Annotated in this window: 19 protein-coding genes; 7 read left to right on the forward strand and 12 right to left on the reverse strand. The window is 63.2% G+C overall.

Annotated features, from left to right (window positions below):
- Window positions 1-100 precede the first annotated feature (100 nt).
- The 5 genes from ACPFMA_RS24985 to rplU all read right to left on the reverse strand — a co-directional run bounded on the left by ACPFMA_RS24985 (window position 101) and on the right by rplU (window position 3798).
- Window positions 101-556: a CreA family protein gene (locus tag ACPFMA_RS24985; protein ID WP_064304824.1), complete on the reverse strand. Its 456-nt coding sequence runs from the start codon at window positions 554-556 to the stop codon at window positions 101-103.
- 12 nt (window positions 557-568) lie between these two features.
- Window positions 569-1687: a glutamate 5-kinase gene (gene proB / locus ACPFMA_RS24990; RefSeq protein WP_009398993.1), complete on the reverse strand. Its 1119-nt coding sequence runs from the start codon at window positions 1685-1687 to the stop codon at window positions 569-571.
- 93 nt (window positions 1688-1780) lie between these two features.
- Complete coding sequence (cgtA, locus tag ACPFMA_RS24995) at window positions 1781-3004, reverse strand: Obg family GTPase CgtA (protein WP_064304825.1); 1224 nt, start codon at window positions 3002-3004, stop codon at window positions 1781-1783.
- A gap of 186 nt (window positions 3005-3190) precedes the next feature.
- A complete protein-coding gene (gene rpmA, locus ACPFMA_RS25000; RefSeq protein WP_009398991.1) occupies window positions 3191-3448 on the reverse strand; it encodes a 50S ribosomal protein L27 in 258 nt (85 codons plus the stop codon).
- A gap of 35 nt (window positions 3449-3483) precedes the next feature.
- Window positions 3484-3798 carry a 50S ribosomal protein L21 gene (gene rplU, locus ACPFMA_RS25005; protein ID WP_009398990.1) on the reverse strand — a complete coding sequence of 105 codons (315 nt, stop codon included), beginning with the start codon at window positions 3796-3798 and terminating at the stop codon, window positions 3484-3486.
- A gap of 249 nt (window positions 3799-4047) precedes the next feature.
- Between rplU and ACPFMA_RS25010 the strand changes: the two genes are divergently transcribed.
- The 3 genes from ACPFMA_RS25010 (at window position 4048) to ACPFMA_RS25020 (ending at window position 5838) form a co-directional block, all read left to right on the forward strand.
- Window positions 4048-5016 carry a polyprenyl synthetase family protein gene (locus ACPFMA_RS25010; RefSeq protein ID WP_075801499.1) on the forward strand — a complete coding sequence of 323 codons (969 nt, stop codon included), beginning with the start codon at window positions 4048-4050 and terminating at the stop codon, window positions 5014-5016.
- 98 nt (window positions 5017-5114) lie between these two features.
- On the forward strand, window positions 5115-5456 hold the full coding sequence (locus tag ACPFMA_RS25015; RefSeq protein ID WP_064304826.1) for a zinc ribbon domain-containing protein YjdM: 342 nt from the start codon (window positions 5115-5117) through the stop codon (window positions 5454-5456).
- Between the two features lie 133 nt (window positions 5457-5589).
- Complete coding sequence (locus tag ACPFMA_RS25020) at window positions 5590-5838, forward strand: hypothetical protein (RefSeq protein ID WP_009398987.1); 249 nt, start codon at window positions 5590-5592, stop codon at window positions 5836-5838.
- A gap of 113 nt (window positions 5839-5951) precedes the next feature.
- On the opposite strand, the gene ACPFMA_RS25025 is transcribed toward ACPFMA_RS25020, so the two are convergent.
- The 5 genes from ACPFMA_RS25025 to ACPFMA_RS25045 all read right to left on the reverse strand — a co-directional run bounded on the left by ACPFMA_RS25025 (window position 5952) and on the right by ACPFMA_RS25045 (window position 10582).
- A complete protein-coding gene (locus ACPFMA_RS25025; RefSeq protein ID WP_009398986.1) occupies window positions 5952-6569 on the reverse strand; it encodes an FKBP-type peptidyl-prolyl cis-trans isomerase in 618 nt (205 codons plus the stop codon).
- 86 nt (window positions 6570-6655) lie between these two features.
- Window positions 6656-6961 carry a DUF6482 family protein gene (locus ACPFMA_RS25030; RefSeq protein WP_064304845.1) on the reverse strand — a complete coding sequence of 102 codons (306 nt, stop codon included), beginning with the start codon at window positions 6959-6961 and terminating at the stop codon, window positions 6656-6658.
- A 124-nt stretch (window positions 6962-7085) separates the two neighbouring features.
- Window positions 7086-7574, reverse strand: coding sequence for a TIGR00645 family protein (locus tag ACPFMA_RS25035; RefSeq protein WP_009398984.1), 489 nt, complete (start codon window positions 7572-7574; stop codon window positions 7086-7088).
- A 93-nt stretch (window positions 7575-7667) separates the two neighbouring features.
- Window positions 7668-7976, reverse strand: coding sequence for a hypothetical protein (locus ACPFMA_RS25040; protein WP_009398983.1), 309 nt, complete (start codon window positions 7974-7976; stop codon window positions 7668-7670).
- Window positions 7977-8143: 167 nt separating this feature from the next.
- Window positions 8144-10582 (reverse strand): Lon protease family protein, encoded by a 2439-nt coding sequence (locus tag ACPFMA_RS25045; RefSeq protein WP_420057584.1) that lies wholly within the window; start codon window positions 10580-10582, stop codon window positions 8144-8146.
- Window positions 10583-10855: 273 nt separating this feature from the next.
- Here ACPFMA_RS25045 and ACPFMA_RS25050 point away from each other — a divergent pair, with 273 nt between their 5' ends.
- The 4 genes from ACPFMA_RS25050 to ACPFMA_RS25065 all read left to right on the forward strand — a co-directional run bounded on the left by ACPFMA_RS25050 (window position 10856) and on the right by ACPFMA_RS25065 (window position 14394).
- The gene (locus ACPFMA_RS25050) at window positions 10856-11344 is read left to right on the forward strand and encodes a DUF3015 domain-containing protein (protein ID WP_009398981.1); all 489 of its coding nucleotides are present in this window, start codon (window positions 10856-10858) and stop codon (window positions 11342-11344) included.
- A gap of 81 nt (window positions 11345-11425) precedes the next feature.
- Complete coding sequence (locus ACPFMA_RS25055; protein WP_425928963.1) at window positions 11426-13279, forward strand: DUF4105 domain-containing protein; 1854 nt, start codon at window positions 11426-11428, stop codon at window positions 13277-13279.
- A 193-nt stretch (window positions 13280-13472) separates the two neighbouring features.
- Window positions 13473-13820: a hypothetical protein gene (locus ACPFMA_RS25060; RefSeq protein ID WP_425928964.1), complete on the forward strand. Its 348-nt coding sequence runs from the start codon at window positions 13473-13475 to the stop codon at window positions 13818-13820.
- A 70-nt stretch (window positions 13821-13890) separates the two neighbouring features.
- Window positions 13891-14394: a GreA/GreB family elongation factor gene (locus tag ACPFMA_RS25065; RefSeq protein ID WP_425928965.1), complete on the forward strand. Its 504-nt coding sequence runs from the start codon at window positions 13891-13893 to the stop codon at window positions 14392-14394.
- On the opposite strand, the gene gdhA is transcribed toward ACPFMA_RS25065, so the two are convergent.
- Both gdhA and ettA read right to left on the reverse strand, forming a co-directional pair.
- Window positions 14391-15728, reverse strand: coding sequence for an NADP-specific glutamate dehydrogenase (gdhA, locus tag ACPFMA_RS25070; protein ID WP_064304850.1), 1338 nt, complete (start codon window positions 15726-15728; stop codon window positions 14391-14393). The genes ACPFMA_RS25065 and gdhA overlap by 4 nt on opposite strands.
- A gap of 295 nt (window positions 15729-16023) precedes the next feature.
- Window positions 16024-17688 (reverse strand): energy-dependent translational throttle protein EttA, encoded by a 1665-nt coding sequence (gene ettA / locus ACPFMA_RS25075; RefSeq protein ID WP_009398974.1) that lies wholly within the window; start codon window positions 17686-17688, stop codon window positions 16024-16026.
- Window positions 17689-18012: the final 324 nt, after the last annotated feature.

Raw genomic sequence — 18012 nt, forward strand, 5'->3', positions numbered from 1 at the left:
GCGGTCAATGTGGGAGCGGGTTCACCCGCGATTGCGGCGGTGAATCCACTACCGCAATCGCGGGTGAATCCGCTCCCACAGGGTCCGCGCTCGACAGGGACTACCTGGCCCAGGGCAGGATCGGAATCGCCGTCACCGCATTCTGCGGGCTGCCCTCGATCAACCGGTCGCTGTACACCAGGTACACCAGGGTGTTGCGCTTCTTGTCGAGGAAGCGCACCACCTGCATGGTCTTGAACACCAGCGAGGTGCGTTCCTTGAACACTTCCTCGCCATCCTTGAGCTCGCCCTTGAACTGGATCGGCCCGACCTGGCGGCAGGCGATGGAAGCCTCGGCGCGGTCCTCGGCCAACCCCAGGCCGCCCTTCAGACCACCGGTCTTGGCTCGCGACAGGTAGCAGGTCACGCCTTCCACCTTGGGATCGTCGAACGCCTCGACCACGATCCGGTCATTCGGCCCGACGAACTTGAACACCGTGGATACCTGGCCAATCTCTTCAGCCGATGCCAGCAGCGGCAACGCCAGCACGGCGGCGGCAAACAGTCCCTTGAACACGCAATTCACTCCTCAGACCAGGATCAGGTTGTCGCGGTGCACCAGCTCCGGCTCGGCACTGTAGCCCAGCAGGCCTTCGATGGCGTCCGACGGTTGGCCGATGATTTTCTGTGCTTCCAGAGCGCTGTAGTTGGCCAGGCCGCGAGCCACCTCGGCGCCGTCCGGCCCGACGCACACCACCATTTCGCCGCGACGGAAGCTGCCCTGCACGGTCTTCACGCCGACCGGCAGCAGGCTCTTGTTGGCCTGGCGCAGGGCCTGCACGGCACCGGCATCCAGCACCAGGGTGCCACGGGTCTGCAGATGGCCGGCCAGCCATTGCTTGCGCGCCGCCAGCATGCCGCGCTCCGGCGACAGCAGGGTGCCGATGCGCTCGCCGGCCTTGAGACGATCCAGCACGCGCTCGATGCGCCCGCCGATGATGATGGTATGGGCACCGGACCGGGCCGCCAGGCGCGCGGCCCGCAGCTTGGTCTGCATGCCGCCACGGCCCAGGGCACCGCCGGTCCCGCCGGCCACGGCGTCCAGGGCCGGATCGTCGGCGCGGGCTTCGTAGATCAGCTGGGCCTCGGGGTTGTTGCGCGGGTCGGCGTCGAACATGCCGTCGCGGTCGGTGAGGATCACCAGCAGGTCGGCCTCGACCAGGTTGGCCACCAGCGCCGCCAGGGTGTCGTTGTCGCCGAAGCGGATCTCGTCGGTGACCACCGTGTCGTTCTCGTTGATCACCGGCACCACGCCCAGCTCCACCAGGGTGCGCAGGGTGCTGCGGGCGTTGAGGTAACGCTTGCGATCGGAAAGGTCGTCGTGGGTCAGGAGAATCTGCGCGGTGTGCTTGCCGTGCTCGGCGAAGCTCGACTCCCAGGCCTGCACCAGGCCCATCTGGCCGATGGAGGCGGCGGCCTGCAGCTCGTTCATCGCGCTCGGTCGCTTGGTCCAGCCCAGACGGCTCATGCCGGCAGCCACGGCTCCCGAGGAGACCAGCACCAACTCGACGCCCGCTTCGCGCAGGGCCACCATCTGTTCAACCCAGACACCCATCGCCGCGCGATCCAGGCCCTTGCCATCCGCCGTCAGCAGGGCACTGCCAATCTTCACGACCCAGCGCTGGGCACCTGTCACCTTGCTCCGCATCTTCTTCCAACCTATCGATCTGTGTGGATTCTGTAGATTCTGTAGATAACAAAACGCCGCTTGAAAAAGCGGCGTTCAGTGTACTGCAACGGATCAGTCGCGCACGTAAATGATTTCCGGGCCGTCCTCGTCGTCCTCGTCGTCCCAGAAGTCATCGTCGTCGCTGACATCGTCGACGCTCTTGACGCCGGTACGGCGCAGGGTGCGTGCATCGTCCAGGGCCTGCAGCTGGGCGCGGGCCTCGTCTTCGATGCGCTGGTCGAGGTCGGCCAGCTCGGCGGCGTAGGCCGGGTCGGCGGCCAGGCGGTCGGCACGGTCTTCCAGGTAGCGCATCAGGTCGTGGCTGATCTGCTCGGTACCCTGGCGCGAGATGGCCGAGATCAGGTAGACCGGGCCTTCCCATTGCAGGCGATCGACCACTTCCTTGACCCGTGCTTCACGCTCATCTTCCGGGATCATGTCCGCCTTGTTCAGCACCAGCCAGCGCTCGCGCTCGCACAGCGACGGGCTGAAGCGCTCCAGCTCGTTGACGATGACTTCGGCGGCATCGGCCGGGCTGCTTTCGTCCAGCGGCGCAAGGTCCACCAGGTGCAGCAGCACGCGGGTACGCGCCAGGTGCTTGAGGAAGCGGATGCCCAGGCCGGCGCCGTCGGAAGCACCTTCGATCAGGCCGGGGATGTCGGCGATGACGAAGCTCTTCCAGCGATCGACGCTGACCACGCCCAGGTTCGGCACCAAGGTGGTGAACGGGTAGTCGGCAACCTTCGGCTTGGCGGCCGAGACGGCACGGATGAAGGTGCTCTTGCCGGCGTTCGGCAGGCCCAGCAGGCCGACGTCGGCGAGGACCTTCATCTCCAGCTTGAGGTCACGCTGCTCGCCCGGCTTGCCCGGGGTGGTCTGGCGTGGCGCACGGTTGGTACTGGATTTGAAACGGGTGTTGCCCAGGCCGTGCCAGCCGCCCTGCACCACCATCAGCTTCTGGCCTGGCTTGACCAGGTCGCCGATGATTTCCTGGGTGCTGGCGTCGATCACGGTGGTACCCACCGGAACGCGCAGGATCAGGTCATCGCCTTTCTTGCCGGTGCAGTCGGTGCTGCCGCCGTTGGAGCCACGCTGGGCCTCGAAGTGACGGGTGTAGCGATAGTCGACCAGGGTGTTGAGGTTTTCGTCGGCAACCATGAACACCGAACCGCCGTCACCACCGTCACCGCCGTTGGGGCCGCCGTTCTCGATGAACTTTTCGCGGCGGAAGCTCATGCAACCGTTCCCGCCATCACCGGCCTTTACCCGGATCGATACTTCGTCAACAAACTTCATAAAAACCGCCTCTCGTCAGACCGACGAGCTGAATGACCAGATACGTAAGGCTCTTGCAAAAATGAGCGCGGCTAACCCGTCAAGCGAATACAGCGCCGGCAGCCCATGCGGACAGCTTTGCAAGAGACTCACTCCATAAACGAAAAAGCCCCGTCGCAAGACAGGGCTTTCCCAGCGTTCGCACGATTACTCGGCGACAACGCTCACGTAACGACGACCGAAGGCGCCTTTTACTTCGAACTTGATCTTGCCAGCGATCTTGGCGAACAAGGTGTGATCCTTGCCCATGCCAACGCCGTAGCCAGCGTGGAACTGGGTGCCGCGCTGACGGACGATGATGTTGCCTGGAACGATAGCCTGGCCGCCATACATCTTCACGCCAAGGCGTTTGGCTTCTGAGTCGCGACCGTTACGGGTACTACCACCAGCTTTTTTGTGTGCCATGAGTTCAATTCTCCTGAAGGGGGATTAGGCTGGAATTAAGCCTGAATACCGGTGATTTTGATCTCGGTGAACCACTGGCGGTGGCCCATACGCTTCATGTGGTGCTTACGGCGGCGGAACTTGATGATGCGCACTTTGTCGTGACGACCTTGGGAGATCACTTCAGCAACAACCTTTGCACCAGCAACGACTGGAGCGCCGATGTTCACGTCGTCGCCATTGGCAACCAGCAGAACGCGGTCGAAAGTAACGGATTCGCCGGTAGCGACTTCCAGTTTTTCGATCTTCAGGTATTCACCTTCGGCGACTTTGTACTGCTTGCCACCGGTAACAATTACTGCGTAAGACATGGTATTTCTCCGATAATCCTGCTCACCCAGCGCTTTATAGGAAGAGTATTGGCTGGCATGGCTGCACGAGGCTGGAACGGCCCGGTGCAATTGCGTAAGGCAGGTGCTGCCCAGGAAGTAGGGTGCGCGATTGTACGCAAGCCCGCCGGGCCTTGCAAGTGGCGCCCGGGGCCGCCGGGCCGGGCGCCTTGACAGGCCGGGACCCGCAACCTAGCATGCCGCGCAACCTATATGGAGCACCTGTGGCCGATGCAACCCCAAGCTTTCTACCGCGCGGTAGCGGACGATTTCAGCGCCGTTGACGAGATCATCAAGAAACAGCTGACTTCGCGCGTTCCGCTGGTATCGAAAATCGGCGACTACATTACCTCGGCCGGCGGCAAGCGCCTGCGTCCGCTGCTGGTACTGCTCTGCGGCAAGGCCCTGGGCCGTGAAGGCGACGACCTGCGCCTGCTCGCCGCCACCATCGAATTCCTCCACACCGCCACCCTGCTGCACGACGACGTGGTCGACATGTCCGGCATGCGCCGTGGCCGCTCCACCGCCAACGCCCTGTGGGGCAATGCGCCGAGCGTGCTGGTGGGCGACTTCCTTTATTCGCGCTCGTTCGAAATGATGGTCGAGCTCGGCTCGATGCCGGTCATGCAGATCCTGTCGAAGGCCACCCGGGTCATCGCCGAGGGTGAGGTGCTGCAACTGTCGCGGGTGCGCGATGCCAGCACCACCGAAGAAATCTACATGGATGTGATTCGCGGCAAGACCGCGATGCTGTTCGAAGCCTCGACCCACAGCGCCGCCGCCCTGGCCAATGCCAGCGAAGAGCAGCGCGAGGCCCTGCGCACCTTCGGCGACCACCTGGGCGTGGCCTTCCAGTTGGTCGACGACCTGCTCGACTACAAGGGCGACGCGCAGACCCTGGGCAAGAACGTCGGCGACGACCTCGCCGAAGGCAAGCCGACCTTGCCACTGATCTACACCATGCGCGAAGGCACCCCTGAACAGGCCGCACTGGTTCGCCAGGCGATCCAGAAAGGCGGGATCGAGGACCTGGAGCGCATCCGCGAAGCCGTGGAAGCCTCGGGTTCGCTGGACTACACGGCGAAAATGGCCCGCGACTACGTGGCCCGCGCCATCGCCTGCCTCGAAGTGCTGCCGGCCAGCGAATACCGCGATGCGCTGGTCGAGCTCAGCGAATTCGCCGTAGCCCGCACCCACTGACACCCCTCCGGCCCGTCGCTCGACGGGCCTGCTTTTCCTCTGCCGGGCAAAACCCTATACAATGTGGGCTTTCTGCACGCATGACCCGAGGAAACTTAGTGAGCACCTTGCCACCCTGCCCCAAATGCAACTCCGAATACACCTATGAAGACGGCACCCAGCTGATCTGCCCCGAGTGCGCCCACGAGTGGTCGGCCGGCGGCGACGCCGAGGCGGCCAACGATGACGTAGTGAAGAAGGACGCGGTGGGCAACGTCCTGCAGGACGGCGACACCATCACCGTGATCAAGGACCTCAAGGTCAAGGGCACCTCCCTGGTGGTCAAGGTCGGCACCAAGGTCAAGAACATCCGCCTGTGCGATGGCGACCACGATATCGACTGCAAGATCGACGGCATCGGTCCGATGAAGCTGAAGTCCGAGTTCGTCCGCAAGGTCTGAACCCCGCCTCATTCCAGGTGCGCGCTGCCATACGGGCGCGCACTTCGGCAGAAAATGCAAACTATTCCCAATTGCCACTTGCTATTTCGATAATAAGAATTATTCTCACTGGAAGTTTTCAAGGAGAATAGCCATGACTTATCTGATCGACGCCTGGCTGGACCGTCCCCACCCTTACCTGCGCATCCTCCACCGTGAAACCGGCGAAGTCTGTGCCGTGCTCGAAGAAGCGGCACTGGACGAACTGCGTGAACAGGGCGACCTGGATCTGAACGGATTGAATTCGAGTGAGCCGATCGTGCTCAAGGAACTGGTGAGGAACCTGTTCCTGTTCTGCTATGCCCGGGCCTTGCGCCCGAACACCCCGCATGCGGGGTTCTAGCTGATTCCTGTGTTGTTCTTCAGGGCCTCATCGCTGGCAAGCCAGCTCCCACAGGTTTCGCGGTGTGCAAAACCCTGTGGGAGCCGGCGTTGCCGGCGATGAGGCCAGAAGCCTTACAGAACGTCCAGCAGCTCGACGTCGAACACCAGCACGCTGTGCGGCGGGATGCTGCCGACGCCCTGGGCGCCGTAGGCCAGCTCGCTCGGTACGTACAGGCGCCATTTGCTGCCGGCATTCATCAGTTGCAGGGCTTCGGTCCAGCCGGCGATCACGCCGCCAACCGGGAATTCGGCCGGCTGGCCACGGTCGTAGGAGCTGTCGAACACGGTGCCGTCGATCAGGGTGCCGTGGTAGTGGGTGCGCACGCTGTCTTCGCGAGTCGGCTTGGCGCCTTCGCCTGCGGTCAGCACTTCGTACTGCAGGCCGGAGGCCAGGCTGGTGATGCCTTCGCGCTTGGCGTTCTGGGCCAGGAACTCCTTGCCGGCCGCTGCAGCGGCTTCGGCCTTGGCAGCCTGCTGGGCCTGCATGACTTCACGAATGACCTTGAAGCTGGCCGACAGGTCTTCTTCGCTGACGCGGCTGGCCGCACCGTTGAAAGCGTCGGTCAGGCCGGCCAGGATGGCTTCCAGGCTCACACCCGGTGGCGGGTTGTCACGCAGTTGGCCACCCAGTTGACGGCCGATGCCGTAGCTGACGCGGGTTTCGTCGGTGGACAGATTGATTTCGGACATTGGCTTGCTCCGCAGCAGGGCGCACGACAACCGCGCCCTTTATGAAAAGGGCTCGCAGCCTAGCACACTGCGGCGAAGCGAATCAGCTATCGGGCACTACGGCTGGACAACGGCACTTTAAGGTCTTCCTCGACAACGCTGGCCATCCCGCACATTTCGTCCTGCACCGACCAGTGCACCAGGTGCATCGGCATCTGCGGCAACCCTTCGAGCAGCAGGTGTGCCTGCTCCAGCGAATGCACTTTCAGGCGCCCGCCACGGGCGTCGGTAAGGGCGTGGGCATGACCATGGGAACGCGCTTCCAGCAAATAGTCGCCGCCTTCGATGGCGATCAGGTTGAGCTCGTCGATACGGCCCGCTCGGGCCTGGGTGTTCAGTTCGTGCAGGTTCATGGGCGTACCTCGCGACGTTGACCGCTCATTTTTTGTACAGCCCATTGCAAAGCACAAGAGCGAAACGCAACCGCCCGTCCGTTTTGCAACGGACGGGCGGTCAGTGACGCAGGCGACGCCTTGCTCAGTGCTTGGTGACCTTGTCCAGGTAACCCATGGCAAAGGCCGACACCACGAAGGTCATGTGGATGATCACGTACCACATCAGGTAGTTCGACGAGATGTTCTGCGCATCCATGAACACCCGCAGCAAGTGGATCGAGGAAATCGCCACGATCGACGCCGCTACCTTCATTTTCAACGACGAGGAGTCCATCTTGCCCAGCCAGTTGAGCTTTTCCTTGTCCTCGTCGATGTCCAGTTGCGAAACGAAGTTCTCGTAGCCGGAAATCATCACCATCACCAGCAGGCCACCGACCAGGGCCATGTCGATCAGCGACAGCAGCACCAGGATCAGGTCGGATTCAGCCAGGGAGAAGACGTTCGGCAGAACGTGGAAGATTTCCTGGAAGAACTTGAGCGCCAGCGCCAGCAAGCCCAGCGACAATCCAAAGTAGATCGGTGCGAGCAGCCAGCGCGAGGCGTACATCGCATTTTCGATAAAGCGTTCCATTGAGCTAGTCACCTGAAGGCGGGGGAAAATCGGCCGGGAGTATATCAGCCGGACGTGAAGGAAAAAGCCCGCGACGCGCTGCCGCAGGCTCCCTCAGTGATGGACGTGACCGTTGACCCGGCGCAGTTGGGCTTGCAGGTGCACGCTCCAGATCTGCGGGTCATCGGCCAGCTGGTAGCCGTGCAGGGTCAGGCTGTCGACGATGGCGTTGAGTACCGACTCGGCCACGAAGGGCCCATGGAAGGGCCCTTGGGCCTTGATCGCGGAAGGTTGTTCGCCTGCCATGCCGGCGGCGAAGAGAAGGGTCCACATGCCGTTGTCACCGGCCAGCGGACGGATGCTGCATTCGATGCGGGTCACCAGACCCAGGCATTGGCGGGTAAGGCTGAGGCTGCGCGGCATGGCGAAGACCCTCGGTAGAACCTCGTTCAGCCTTCGACAAGGCTGTTTCCATCCTGTACCGACGACTATCCATGCTTTGAAGGATAGAAGAAAACCGGCCAGTACAAGCGCCTCACGGGCAACGGGCGCCGAGTGGTCATGTCACCGCAGCGCCCGCGCCCGGCCCGTCAGGCCGGCTTCACTTCGGCAAGTGCCTGTTCGGCCTGCTCTTTTTCCGCCTCCTTGAACTCCTCCTCGCTGATCATCTCGGCGATCACCCGCAGGCGCTCTACCACCCGGGCATTGACGCTGCCCTCAGGGAACTGGCCGTCGGCATCCGGCTCGCCGGCCGGCTCGCCCACCAGCAGGCTCAGGGCTTCATCGGCCTGGCTGACCGCATAGACATGGAACTGCCCGGCGCGCACAGCCTGGAGCACCCGCTCGTCGAGCATCAGGGTGGAGACGTTGGCTTTCGGGATGATCGCCCCCTGCTCCCCGGTCAGGCCGCGGGCCTCGCACAGGCGGAAGAAGCCCTCGATCTTCTCGTTGACCCCGCCCACCGCCTGCACTTCGCCGAACTGGTTGATCGAGCCGGTGATGGCGAAGCACTGCTTGAGCGGAGTCTTCGACAGCGCCGAGATCAGCGTGCAGGCCTCGCCCAGGGACGCGCTGTCGCCATCCACATAACCGTAGGACTGCTCCAGGGCAATGCTCGCGGAAATCGCCAGCGGGAATTCCTGGGCGTAGCGGCTGCCAAGGTAGCCGGTGAGGATCATCACGCCCTTGGAGTGGATCGGCTGGCCAAGGTTGACCTCGCGCTCGATATCGACGATCCCGCTGCCCCCCGGGTACACCGTGGCGGAAATCCGCGCCGGCACACCGAAGGCCGAATCGCCCACTTCCAGCACTGTCAGGCCGTTGCACTTGCCGACGGCGGCACCCTCGGTGTCGATCAGGATGATCCCGGCGAGCATGTCGTCGAGAATCCGCGCCGAGACCCGCCCGGTCCGGGTGGCCTTGGCCTTGAGCGCGCGCTCGATATGGCCGACATCGGTCATCTCGTCGTTGGCCAGGTGGCGGATGAAATCCGCCTCGCTGACCAACTGGAACAGATCGCCGATGCGCGCCGACAGACGCTTCTGGTTTTCCGCCAGGCGCGCGCTGTAGGTTGCCAGGCGCGCCACCGCGTCGGCAGTCAGCGGCGCCATGCCTTCCTCGCTGGTGCGGGTCTTCAGCAACTGGGCGAACTGCTCCAGGCTTTCGTCGTGCATCGGGATTTCCTCATCGAAATCCACCAGCACGCGGAACATCTCCTGGAAGTCCGGATCATGGTCCTGCAGCGCGTAGTAGAGCTGGCGCGCGCCAATGATGATGACCTTGACCTGCAACGGGATCATCTGTGGGGTCAGGGTCACGGTGGCGATGCGCCCCAGTTCGCCCAGGGGCGACTCCATCTTCAGCTTGCGCGACTGCAGGGCACGCTTGAGCGCATCCCACACGAACGGCTCGCCGAGCATCTTCTCCGCTTCGAGAATCAGGAAGCCGCCATTGGCGCGGTGCAGCGCACCCGGGCGCAACTGCCGGTAGTTGGTGTACAGCGCGCCCTGGTCGGTGCTGTATTCGATGCGACCGAACAGATTGTCGTAGGTCGGATGCGGCTCGAACACCACCGGCGCCCCGCCATTGACCGAATGACCGACCACCAGGCTCGGCGACAACTGCTCTTCGAGCATCTTGCGCGCCACGGCATCGACCTTGCTGTCATCCACCAGTTGCTCGACCACGGTACGCAGCAGGTGCACCTGCATGGCCTGCAGGTAAGCGCAGACCTCGGCATTTTCCGAGTACTTTTCCGACAACGGGCCGAGCAGCGGCTGCAGGGCCAGGGTGATGGTTTCTTCGTTGAGCTGGCGCAACTGGTTGTTCGACTCGCGCTTCCATTGCGGCAGGCTGGCCAGCTCTTCGTTGAGCCGCTCCTCGAGTTCGGCGATGTCGTTGTGGAAGCGCTCGCGCTCGGCTTCCGGCAACTGGGCGAACTCCGCTTCGTCCAGTGCCTTGCCGTCGCTCATCGGGGTGAAGGCGACGTTGCTGCTGTCGCGATACAGCGCCACGTCCTTCTCCAGCGAGGCACGTTCGATGATATCGAGGGCGCGGTCGTAGCGCTGGTTGAAGGCGCGGTCGATGGCGCTCTTCTTCTGCTGGTAGGACGGGTGTTCGAAGACTGCCGGGAAGGTGACCACCAGGTTGTCGATCAAAGCGCCGATATCGGCGATGAAGGTGGTCGCACTACCGGGCGCCAGCTCGACGGCGCGCGGTTCGCGCGGCTCGTCGAAATTGTTGACATAGACCCAGTCGGAAGGCGTCTGCAGGCGCTTGCCTTCGGCCTTGAGGTAGCGTTTGACGAACGAGAAGCGACCGGTCCCCGGTTCGCCCATGACGAAAACGTTGTATCCGGGGCGGGGCATGGCGACACCGAACTGCAGCGCCTCTACCGCGCGTTCCTGGCCCAGCACACCGCGAAATGGCTCCAGATCATTGGTTGTGGAAAAAGCGAACTGTTCAGCGGAAAACGGCCGGGTCAGGGCTTCGGGCGCAAGACGCAGGCTCGCAGCGACAGGATCGGGCATCGGGCTTCCTTACTTCGGCGGGGCAGATGCCGGCATTCTGGCGCTGCCCGCGCCCGGGTTGCAAGGCTCTTGGCGCAATTGCCTACAGGGGGCCAAAACGTGACGCAGCGCCTATGTGAACGCAATATTTCGCAATTAACTACGGAACCTCAGGATCGTGCCTAAACTCTACACTGCGCGGCCGGGTAGATAACCGGACCCGATCCGGCAGCCGTTGCAAGGCACGCCGGAAACCCTGACCTTTGGTTTGCAAATCAGAAAGAGAACAAAGCTATGAAACGGATTCTTCTGGGTACTCTGTTCACCGCGGTTTCGATCAACGCCATGGCCCAGGCGCCAGGCGGCCCGGACTGCGGCTGGGGCAACATGCTGTTCGAAGGCCAACGCGGCACTCCCGCTCACTTCCTCGCTTCCACCACCAACGGCACCTCGGGCAACGCCACCTTCGGCATGACCTCGGGCACCAACGGTTGCTCGACCAACGCCGCGCTGACCTACGGTGGCAAATCCTGGTTCGCCATGAACGGCATGATGAACGAGCTCTCCGAAGACATGGCCAAGGGCCAGGGCGAAGCCCTGACCACCTACGCCGTGGTTCTCGGTGTGGCACCTGAAGACCGCGCGCACTTCGCCGCCGTCACCCACCAGCACTTCCAGGACATCTTCAAGACCGCGGACATCACCGCCGAAGACGTTCACAACAACACCCTCGCCGTCCTCAAGTCGGATGCTCGCCTGGCCAAGTACGCTACCCCGGCCTGAGCCTGACCTTGCGTCACCCCGCCTCGGCGACGAGGCGGGTTGTGTTTCCCATCGGCTTCATTCGAGAAGTAGTCGCCCGACATGCTCAAACGCCTCGCCTATCTGGCGCTCTGTGCCTGTGCACCGTTGCACGCGGCACCTTCCATGGACGAATCGCGCCTCCAGGCCCTGGCCGCCGATCCTTATTGGATCGCCCTGGGGCACTATGAAACGGGCAAGCTGGGCGGCTGGCGCAGCTACGTCGATGACGACCGCTTCTTCCTCGCCCAGGACGGTGCCCATCACCCGGATCGCGAGCTCGCCGCCACGCTCGAGGCACTCTACGCCCCGGCCAGCAAGGGCGACCAGCATGCCCAGTGCGTGTACCCGGCACGGACCCGCTGGCTGCGCGAACAATTGCAACTGACCGATTTGCCCAGCCCTGATTGCGCCGAGTACAAACACTGGTTCCAGGACGTGTCGCCCCATAGCGCCGTGCTGATCTTCCCCGCCGCCTACCTGAACAGCCCGTCGTCCATGTTCGGCCACACGCTGCTGCGCATCGACCAGGCCGACGTGCAAAGCAACGAGACCGCCCTGCTCAGTTATGCGGTCAACTTCGGGGCCTATATCGAAGGCAACGACAACAGCATTCTTTACGCCTGGAAGGGCCTGATGGGCGGTTATCCCGGCCTGTTCGCCTTCGTTCCCTACCAGGAAAAGCTTTCCGAGTACCGCAGCCTGGAAAACCGCGACCTGTGGGAGTACCGGCTGAACCTCACGCCCGAGGAAACCGGGCGCATGGTCGAGCATATCTGGGAACTCAAGCAGATCCGCTTCGACTATTTCTTCTTCGACGAGAACTGCTCCTACCGCCTGCTGGAACTGCTTCAGGTCGCCCGCCCGAGCCTGGACCTGACCTCGCACTTCCCGCTCACGGCGATTCCCACCGATACCGTGAAGGCGGTGAAGAAGGCCGGCCTGGTTGAACGCGTGGACTACCGGCCATCGCGGGAACGCGAACTGCTGGCCCGTGCCGAGCCACTGGACAAGGCCGAACAGCAACAGGTACTGGCGGTGGCCGCCGATACCGGCAAGCTGCAAAGCCCCGAATTCACTGCCCTGCCCAAGCCCCGCCAGGCCTTGGTGCAGGATGCTGCCTACCGCCTGGAACGCTACCGCGCCACTGGCCAGGAGCGCGATGCGGACCAGGCCAGGCGCAGCTTCGAACTGCTGCGGGCAATCAATCGCAATCCACCGCCGCCGCTGGAGATCGAGCGCCCGGGCCTGCCCGAAGACGGCCATGAGTCGCGCACCTGGCAGCTCGGGGTCGGCACCCGGGAAGATCGCGCATTCGCCGAGTATGGTCTGCGCATGGCCTATCACGACCTAAATGACAATGCCTACGGGTTCCCCCTTGGTGCGCAGATCGAGATCCTCCAGCTCAAGCTGCGCCAGTACGAAGGCAACGACTGGCAGGTGCAGCGCCTGGACCTGGCGACCATTCGCTCGCTGACGCCGCGCAACGACCTGTTGAAGCCCTGGTCGTGGCAGGTTTCCGGAGGCCTGGAGCAGGTGCCGGGCAAGCATGACGACGAGGTGCTGGTCAGCCACGTCAATGGCGGCGCGGGCGGCACCTGGAAACTCGGTGACGACATGCTCGGCTTTGCCCTCGGCACGGTGCGCGTCGAGCATCACAACGACTTCGCCCAGTTCATCGCCCCGGCGGCCGGGTTCAACACCGGGGTGCTGTGGCGCAACGGGCTGGGCAACCTGAGCGTCGAGGCCAAGGGCGATTACTTCACCAATGGCGAGGTGCGGCGCAGCCTCAGCCTTAACCAGCAATGGGAGCTGAGTGACAGCCTCGGGTTAAGGTTGAGCGCCAAGCGCGAGTTCAGCCAGCTGGCGACGGCGCAGAACGAGGTGATGCTGGAATTGAAGTGGTACAACTACTGATGCCGCGCCGCGTACCCTGTGGGAGCGGGTTCACCCGCGATTGCAGTAGTGAATTCACCATAGTAATCGCGGGTGAACCCGCTCCCACAGGGTACGCGGTGCTGCCACCAGCTCTGCGAGAGTTTCACGGCCTTTTGACACCACACTGACATTCCCCCACCTAGACTTTCCCCATCATGCGGAGAGTGTTGCGATGCGGCGGTACTGTTTTGTTGTGTTGTTGCTGTTGGCCGGTTGCCAGTCGACCCACCAGCAGTTGCTTGACCAGGGGTATCCACCGGCCTACGCCGACGGTTTCCAGGACGGCTGCGGCAGCGGCCAGCAGGCCGCCGGGATGATGGCGGGGGCGTTTCGCAAGAACGTGCCACGCTACCTGCACGAACGCCAGTACGAAACCGGCTGGGACGATGGCTTTCGCCAATGCCAGGCGATGCGCCAGAGCCAGGACCAGCAACGCTACTACGACCGCCATTGGGACGAACGCGAGGAGCGCTGGCAGCAGGAAAAGGACCGCGACGCCGCCAGGGCCTATCGGCGCTGAACAGGTCGTAATCGGACATCCACTGCAACCCCGGGCCTGTCAGCATGGTCTTCTGGCAAAGGAGACCTTCATGAGCCGAGCATTCGTCAACGAAGACCAAGCTGCCAACCAGGCCAGCCAGCCGGTCGAGCGCAGCATCAGCGAGCAGCCCAACTACGTGACCGCCCGCGGCCTGGCGCTTCTGCAGGAGCGCGTCGCGCAGCTCAATCGCCTGCGCAGCGAACTGCTGGCCCAGGGCGAACGGGGCGACAAGCAACACCTGGCCGATACCGAGCGCGACCTGCGCTACTTCAGCGCACGGCAACAGAGCGCCCAGGTGGTGCCCACGGCGACTTCAAGGGAAAAGGTACAGATCGGCAGCCGCGTGACCTACGTCGATGAGCAGGATCGCGAGCACAAGGTGCAACTGGTGGGGGAAGACCAGGCCGACATCGCTGCCGGCCTGGTCAACTGGGGTTCCCCGCTGGGCCGGGCGCTGCTTGGAGCGGCGCCTGGTGACGAGGTGGTGTGGCGGCGACCGGCGGGCGATCAGTTGATCGAAGTCGTCACCATCGAGCCGGAGCCTGAATCCTAGACCACGCCCTGGGCCAGCATGGCATCGGCGACTTTCACGAAGCCGGCGATGTTGGCGCCCTTGACGTAGTTGATACGGCCGTTTTCCTCGCCATAGTGAACGCAGGCGTGGTGGATCGATTGCATGATGTTGTGCAGCTTGCTGTCCACTTCACCAGCGGTCCACAGCAGGCGCATGGCGTTCTGCGACATTTCCAGGCCGCTGACCGCAACGCCACCGGCGTTGGACGCCTTGCCCGGGGCGAACAGGATTCCCGCTTCGATGAACAGGTCGACGGCTTCCAGGGTGGTCGGCATGTTGGCGCCTTCGGCCACGCAGATGCAGCCGTTGGCCAGCAAGGCGCGGGCATCGTCCAGGTCCAGCTCGTTCTGGGTCGCACATGGCAGGGCGATATCGCACGGCAGGTTCCAGGGGCGCTGGCCGGCGCGGAATTCCAGGCCGAACTGGCCGGCCAGTTCGCTCAGGCGACCGCGCTTGACGTTCTTGAGCTCCATCAGCGCATCCCACTGGGCGTCGGTCAGGCCGGCCTCGGCGAACAGGGTGCCTTCGGAGTCCGACAGCGAGATCACCTTGCCGCCCAGGTCCATGACCTTGCGCGCCGCGTACTGGGCAACGTTGCCGGAGCCCGAAATGGCCACGCGACGACCATCGATGCGCTTGTCCTCGCGCTTGAGCATTTCCTCGGCGAAGTACACGCAGCCGTAGCCGGTGGCCTCTGGACGGATCAGGCTACCGCCGTAGGTCATGCCCTTGCCGGTCAGTACCGACGTGAACTGGTTGGCCAGGCGCTTGTACTGGCCGAACATGAAGCCGATCTCGCGCGCGCCGACACCGATGTCACCGGCCGGAACGTCCAGGTCCGCGCCGATGTGGCGATACAGCTCGCTCATGAAGGCCTGGCAGAAACGCATGACTTCCGCGTCGCTCTTGCCCTTCGGATCGAAGTCCGAACCACCCTTGCCGCCGCCCATGGGCAGGGAGGTGAGGGAGTTCTTGAACACCTGCTCGAACGCCAGGAACTTCAGCACGCCGATGTTCACCGACGGGTGGAAGCGCAGCCCGCCCTTGTACGGGCCGATGGCGCTGCTCATCTGGATGCGATAACCCCGGTTGACCTGGACCTTGCCTGCATCATCGACCCACGACACCCGGAACAGAATGGCGCGCTCGGGCTCGACCATGCGCTCGAGGATGCCGGCTTCGAGGTAGTGCGGGTTGGCTTCGAGGAACGGCCAGAGGCTGCGCAGGACTTCTTCGACAGCCTGGTGGAATTCGGGTTGGGCAGGGTCGCGTTGTTTCAGCCGTGCCAGGAAGTGATCGACAGATTCAGTCATGAGTAGACATCTCACCGAGGGAGTTGGACTTTTTGGTTTTTTCGGGACTTTACCAAGAAGCAATCGCACTGGAACAGGGCGAAATGTCGTTTTTATGAATTTTTTTGGTGCATTTCTGTAAATGTATACAGAATTCAAGGGGCCTCATCGCTGGCAAGCCAGCTCCCACAGGGACTGCACGCACCATGCCTGTGGGAGCTGGCTTGCCAGCGATGGGCCATCATCGATCTGAACCTAAGGCACAAAAATGGGGCCACTAAGGGCCCCATTCCTGTGCATCAATCGACCAGCCTTATCAGGCCAGCTTCTTGTGCCGTACCCGGTGCGGCTGGGCAGCAGCCTCGCCCAGGCGCTTCTTGCGATCGGCTTCGTACTCGGTGTAGTTACCCTCGAAGAACACCGCCTGCGAATCATCCTCGTAAGCCAGGATGTGGGTCGCGACACGGTCCAGGAACCAGCGATCGTGGGAAATCACGATGGCGGCGCCCGGGAAGTCCAGCAGGGCTTCCTCCAGCGAACGCAGGGTTTCCACGTCCAGGTCGTTGGACGGTTCGTCGAGCAGCAGGACGTTGGCGCCCTCTTTCAGGGTCAGGGCCAGGTGCAGACGGCCACGCTCACCACCGGACAGGTCCTTGACGAACTTCTGCTGGTCGCCGCCCTTGAAGTTGAAGCGACCGACGTAGGTGCGCGACGGAATCTCGTAGTTGCCGATACGGATCTGGTCGGAACCGTCGGAGATCTGCTGGAACACGGTCTTGTTGCCGTCCAGGTCCTCGCGGCTCTGGTCGACGCAGGCCAGTTGCACGGTTTCGCCGATCTCGATGCTGCCGGAGTCCGGTTGTTCCTTGCCCATCAGCATGCGGAACAGGGTCGATTTACCCGCGCCGTTACCGCCGATAACGCCGACGATCGCGCCTTTTGGCATGACGAACGACAGGTTGTCGATCAGTACGCGGTCGCCGTAGCCCTTGGTCACGTTCTTGAATTCGATGACCTTGTCGCCCAGGCGCGGACCGGCCGGGATGTAGATCTCGTTGGTTTCGCTGCGCTTCTGGAATTCCTGCGACTGCATTTCCTCGAAGCGTGCCAGACGGGCCTTGGACTTGGACTGGCGGGCCTTGGCGCCTTTGCGCACCCACTCCAGCTCTTCCTTCATGGCCTTTTCATGGGCCGACTGCTGCTTGGATTCCTGGGCCAGACGCTCGGACTTGGCTTCCAGCCAGCCGGAGTAGTTGCCCTCGTAAGGAATACCGGCGCCGCGGTCGAGTTCGAGGATCCAGCCCGCGACGTTGTCCAGGAAGTAACGGTCGTGGGTGATTGCCACCACGGTGCCCGGGAAGTCGTGGAGGAAGTGTTCCAGCCAGGCGACGGAATCGGCGTCCAGGTGGTTGGTCGGTTCGTCGAGGAGCAGCATGTCCGGCGCGGACAGCAGCAGGCGGCACAGGGCGACGCGGCGCTTCTCACCGCCCGACAGGTGTTCCACCTTGGCCTCCCAGGCCGGCAGGCGCAGGGCGTCGGCGGCGACTTCCAGCTGGCGCTCCAGGTTGTGGCCGTCGCTGGCCTGCAGGATGGCCTCCAGCTTGGCCTGTTCGGCGGCCAGCTTGTCGAAATCGGCATCCGGCTCGGCGTAGGCCGCGTAGACCTCGTCCAGGCGGGCCTGGGCATCCTTGATCACACTGACCGCTTCCTCGACCACTTCGCGCACGGTCTTGGAGGGATCCAGCTGCGGCTCCTGCGGCAGGTAGCCGACGTTCAGCTCCGGCATCGGGCGGGCTTCGCCGTCGAACTCGGTATCGACGCCGGCCATGATCTTCAGCAAGGTGGATTTGCCCGAGCCGTTCAGGCCCAGGACGCCGATCTTGGCGCCAGGGAAGAACGACAGGGAGATGTTCTTGAGAATTTCACGCTTGGGCGGAACAACCTTGCTCAGCCGGTGCATGGTGTAAACGTATTGAGCCAAAATGCGGACCTCGCTCGAATCGTTGGAAAAGCCCCGTCCACGGGACAGGGCTGGACAAAAACCGGGTATCGGGGTGGAGCGCCGTGTTCTGTCAGGGCAGGCTCACGGCGGGCACGGGCAGCGGCCTCACCCTCGGTAACGGATAATCGGAACCGCCAAGGTTACCCCAACTGGACGCCGCCGGGCAGGGGCAGCACAGCCGGGCAGGTGCCGGCCCGATGAACAGGACTGGCACTTTGCCACAAGTCAGGTCATGCTAGCCGCCCTTCGGGCGTCCGGCTTATAGTGCGCGCTGCGACGACCAGCCAGCCATACCGCAGGAAC

The sequence above is a fragment of the Pseudomonas sp. NyZ201 genome, from assembly GCF_049860765.1.
Lineage (GTDB): Bacteria > Pseudomonadota > Gammaproteobacteria > Pseudomonadales > Pseudomonadaceae > Aquipseudomonas > Aquipseudomonas bharatica.

Excerpts from the sequence above, each read along its gene's own strand:
- proB (WP_009398993.1), bottom strand. The coding sequence starts at position 1,687 with ATGCGGAGCAAGGTGACAGGTGCCCAGCGCTGGGTCGTGAAGATTGGC.
- cgtA (WP_064304825.1), bottom strand. The coding sequence starts at position 3,004 with ATGAAGTTTGTTGACGAAGTATCGATCCGGGTAAAGGCCGGTGATGGC.
- rpmA (WP_009398991.1), bottom strand. The coding sequence starts at position 3,448 with ATGGCACACAAAAAAGCTGGTGGTAGTACCCGTAACGGTCGCGACTCA.
- rplU (WP_009398990.1), bottom strand. The coding sequence starts at position 3,798 with ATGTCTTACGCAGTAATTGTTACCGGTGGCAAGCAGTACAAAGTCGCC.
- ACPFMA_RS25010 (WP_075801499.1), top strand. The coding sequence starts at position 4,048 with ATGCAACCCCAAGCTTTCTACCGCGCGGTAGCGGACGATTTCAGCGCC.
- ACPFMA_RS25020 (WP_009398987.1), top strand. The coding sequence starts at position 5,590 with ATGACTTATCTGATCGACGCCTGGCTGGACCGTCCCCACCCTTACCTG.
- ACPFMA_RS25025 (WP_009398986.1), bottom strand. The coding sequence starts at position 6,569 with ATGTCCGAAATCAATCTGTCCACCGACGAAACCCGCGTCAGCTACGGC.
- ACPFMA_RS25030 (WP_064304845.1), bottom strand. The coding sequence starts at position 6,961 with ATGAACCTGCACGAACTGAACACCCAGGCCCGAGCGGGCCGTATCGAC.
- ACPFMA_RS25035 (WP_009398984.1), bottom strand. The coding sequence starts at position 7,574 with ATGGAACGCTTTATCGAAAATGCGATGTACGCCTCGCGCTGGCTGCTC.
- ACPFMA_RS25040 (WP_009398983.1), bottom strand. The coding sequence starts at position 7,976 with ATGCCGCGCAGCCTCAGCCTTACCCGCCAATGCCTGGGTCTGGTGACC.
- ACPFMA_RS25045 (WP_420057584.1), bottom strand. The coding sequence starts at position 10,582 with ATGCCCGATCCTGTCGCTGCGAGCCTGCGTCTTGCGCCCGAAGCCCTG.
- ACPFMA_RS25050 (WP_009398981.1), top strand. The coding sequence starts at position 10,856 with ATGAAACGGATTCTTCTGGGTACTCTGTTCACCGCGGTTTCGATCAAC.
- ACPFMA_RS25055 (WP_425928963.1), top strand. The coding sequence starts at position 11,426 with ATGCTCAAACGCCTCGCCTATCTGGCGCTCTGTGCCTGTGCACCGTTG.
- ACPFMA_RS25060 (WP_425928964.1), top strand. The coding sequence starts at position 13,473 with ATGCGGCGGTACTGTTTTGTTGTGTTGTTGCTGTTGGCCGGTTGCCAG.
- ACPFMA_RS25065 (WP_425928965.1), top strand. The coding sequence starts at position 13,891 with ATGAGCCGAGCATTCGTCAACGAAGACCAAGCTGCCAACCAGGCCAGC.
- gdhA (WP_064304850.1), bottom strand. The coding sequence starts at position 15,728 with ATGACTGAATCTGTCGATCACTTCCTGGCACGGCTGAAACAACGCGAC.